The sequence below is a fragment of the Roseomonas sp. TS2 genome, assembly GCF_058833935.1.
Window position 1 is genome coordinate 1 of the sequence record NZ_JCACVY010000306.1, and the last position, 3,132, is coordinate 3,132.

General features: G+C 72.2%; 4 protein-coding genes. 3 read left to right on the forward strand and 1 reads right to left on the reverse strand.

Annotated features, from left to right (window positions below):
- From phnD to phnE (ACZJYS_RS23765), 3 genes are all read left to right on the forward strand, one after another.
- The coding region (gene phnD / locus ACZJYS_RS23755; RefSeq protein WP_493180567.1) for a phosphate/phosphite/phosphonate ABC transporter substrate-binding protein at positions 1-871 on the forward strand (871 nt) is incomplete at its 5' end.
- Between the two features lie 220 nt (positions 872-1,091).
- Positions 1,092-1,988: a phosphonate ABC transporter, permease protein PhnE gene (gene phnE / locus ACZJYS_RS23760; protein ID WP_109516633.1), complete on the forward strand. Its 897-nt coding sequence runs from the start codon at positions 1,092-1,094 to the stop codon at positions 1,986-1,988.
- Position 1,989: 1 nt separating this feature from the next.
- Positions 1,990-2,841 (forward strand): phosphonate ABC transporter, permease protein PhnE, encoded by an 852-nt coding sequence (phnE, locus tag ACZJYS_RS23765; protein WP_245906283.1) that lies wholly within the window; start codon positions 1,990-1,992, stop codon positions 2,839-2,841.
- A gap of 78 nt (positions 2,842-2,919) precedes the next feature.
- On the opposite strand, the gene ACZJYS_RS23770 is transcribed toward phnE (ACZJYS_RS23765), so the two are convergent.
- The coding region (locus tag ACZJYS_RS23770) for a GcrA family cell cycle regulator (protein ID WP_493180568.1) at positions 2,920-3,132 on the reverse strand (213 nt) is incomplete at its 5' end.

Consider the following 3,132-nt stretch of genomic DNA (forward strand, 5'->3'; position numbering starts at 1 on the left):
CGGCGAGCGCCCCTGGGCGAAGCAGGTGCCGCAGATCCGCATCGGCCTGCTCGGCGGCGAGAACGAGGCCGACCGCCTCGGCCGCTTCGACGCCTACCGCAAGCTGATCGAGGACACCTTCAAGGTGCCCGTCCGCCTCTTCCCCGCCGCCGACTACGCGGGCGTGATGCAGGCCTTCTCGGCCGGGCAGATCGAGGCCTCCTCGATGGGCGCCTCCGGCTATGCCGGCGCCTGGCTCGACACCAACGGCGCCGTGGAGCCGCTGGTGGTGCCGCTGGAGAATGACGGCTCCTCCTCCTACATCTCGGTGATGGTGACGCGGAAGGATTCCGGCATCACCTCGCTCGAGCAGATGAAGGGCAAGTCCCTCGCCTGGGCTGACCCGAACTCCACCTCGGGCTACCTGATCCCGCGCTCCGAGCTGCGCAACAGCGGCGTGGACATCAACGGCTACTTCTCCCGCACCGGCTTCGCCGGCGGGCACGAGCAGGCGGTGGTGGCGGTGCTGCAGAAGCAGTACGACGCCTGCTGCACCTGGGCTTCCGGCATCGGCGACGAGAGCCAGGGCTTCAGCCGCGGCAACCTGCAGGCGATGGTCTCCAAGGGCATGCTGAAGATGTCCGACCTGAACCTGATCTGGAAGTCGCGCCCGATCCCGAACGGCCCGCTGGTGGTGCGCTCGGCCCTGCCGGCGGCGTTCAAGGAGGATTTCACCGCCTTCCACATGGCGCTGCCCACCGCCCACCCGAAGGTCTACGCCGACATCGAGCGCGGCGGCGGCAAGGGCTATGAGCGCGTGACGCACGCCATGTTCGAGCCGATCGTGCAGCTGCGCCGCGAGGAGGCCGCCGAGCGCCGCCGGCGCTCCTGAGGCCAGGTGGCGCCGCCGGCGCTCCTGAGGCCAGATGGCGCCGCCGGCGCTCCTGAGGACGCTGGCGCCGCCGGCGCTCCTGAGGCCGCTGGCGCCGCTGGCGCTCCTGCAGCAGGTGGCATGAGTTCGGGCAGCGCCACCGGCGCTTCCGGGCGGCTGCCAGCCGGGGGAGAGGATCCACCCTCCCCCGGCCCCTTCCCTTCCCCGCACGAGTAGAGTCATGGACGCCATCGCCGCGCATCTTCCGGTGGTGCGGCGCGGGGAGGCCGCCTTCCAGGCACTCCGCCGCCAGCGCCGCAACACCACGCTCCTGGGCCTCGGCCTGCTGGCCGCCCTGCTGCTGCTGGCCGCCCGCATCAGCGAGTTCTATCCCGCCACCCTGGCCGCCGGCCTGCCGCGCATCGGCGAGTATTTCTGGCGCATCCTGCCCTCGCTGCAGCTCTCCGCCCTGTTCTCCGGCGCGGAGACGGAAGGCAGCCTGGCCTTCTGGCTCTACCGGCTCGATTCCTGGGCGCTGCTGCTGGCGCAGACGGCGCAGATGGCGGCGCTCGCCACCCTGGCCGGCGCGGCCGTGGCGATGCTGCTGGCCTTCCCCGCCGCGCGCAACCTGGGCGCCGGGCGCTGGCTCTCGCCGCTGACGCGCCGCGCGCTGGAGGCCACCCGCACCGTGCCGGAGATCGTCTACGCGCTGATCTTCGTCTGGGCCTTCGGCGTCGGGCCGCTGGCCGGCATCCTGGCCATCGCCATCCACACCGCCGGCGCGCTGGGCAAGCTCTTCGCCGAGGTGATCGAGAATGCCGAGATGCAGCCCTGGGACGGGCTGCGCGCCTCCGGCGCCAACTGGGTGCAGGCCTGCCGCTACGCCATCCTGCCGCAGGTGGCGCCCAACCTGCTGAGCTACGCGCTGCTGCGCTTCGAGATCAACGTGCGCGGCGCCAGCGTCATCGGCTTCGTCGGCGCCGGCGGCATCGGGCAGGAGCTCTACCAGGTGATCGCCTTCAACTACTACGAGGAGATCAGCGCCATCGTGCTGCTGGTCATCCTGGCCGTGATGCTGATCGACCTCGTCTCCGAACAGCTGCGGCACCGCCTCATCCATGTCGTGGGAGGGCGCTGAGATGCGGCCGGACGCGCAGACCGTCACGCAATGGCAGGCCCGCCTGCCCGCCGCCTTCGGCCCCGGCCGAGCCACCCGCGCGCTGCGCTGGGTGGCGGGCGCGGCCTTCCTGCTCTGGCTCGGCTGGAGCTTCTGGCTGTTCGACATCACCCCCGCGCGGCTGTGGAACGGCCTGGAGGGCCTGGCCACCATCCTGCGGCTGATGGTGCCGCCCAGCCCCGGCGAGCTGTGGCTCGACATCCTGAAGGGCATGGCGGAGAGCGTGGCCATGGCCTTCCTCGGCACCTTCCTCGCCGCGCTGCTGGCGGTGCCGCTGGGCTTCCTCGGCGCCCGCAACATCGTCACGGTCACGCTGCTGCGCTTCTCGGTGCGCCGCCTCTTCGACGGCATCCGCGGCGTGGACCAGCTGATCTGGGCGCTGGCCTATGTGCGGGCCGTGGGCCTCGGGCCGCTGGCCGGCGTGCTGGCCATCTTCACCAGCGATCTCGCCGTGCTCGCCAAGCTCTACGCCGAGGCCATCGAGAACGCCGAGAAGCGGCAGAGCGAGGGCGTCATGGCCTCGGGCGGCGGGCGGCTGCACGCGCTGCGCTTCGGCGTGCTGCCGCAGGTGCTGCCGGTGATGCTGGCCCAGGCGCTCTATTTCTTCGAGAGCAACACCCGCTCCGCCGCCATCCTCGGCGTGGTGGGCGCGGGCGGCATCGGCCTGCAGATCGCCGAGCGCATCAAGGTGCGGCACTGGGACGAGGTGGCCTTCATCATCCTCCTGATGGTGCTGACCGTCGCCGCCATCGACACCCTCTCGGGCGCGCTGCGCCGCCGCCTGATCGGCCGCCGCGAGGCCGCCATCACCTGAGCGTCCGCGGATGCCAGACGCAGAAGGCCCGGAGGGTTCCCCCTCCGGGCCTTCTGCGTTGCAGCGGCGGCCGCGCGGTCAGGCGGCGTCGTCGCGCCGGTCGCGGGCCTTCACATAGGCGACCGCAGCGTGCTCGGGGCAGTAGGGCTTCCCCGGAATGGCCTCGCCCGTGCAGAAGCGGAAATCCGGCGTGCCGGGCTCGCCGATCGGCCAGCAGCAGGAGCGGCCGCCCATCCGCTGGAAGGGCCGCACCACGGCCGGCGGCGCCGGGCGGCGGGTGGCCGCCGGCGG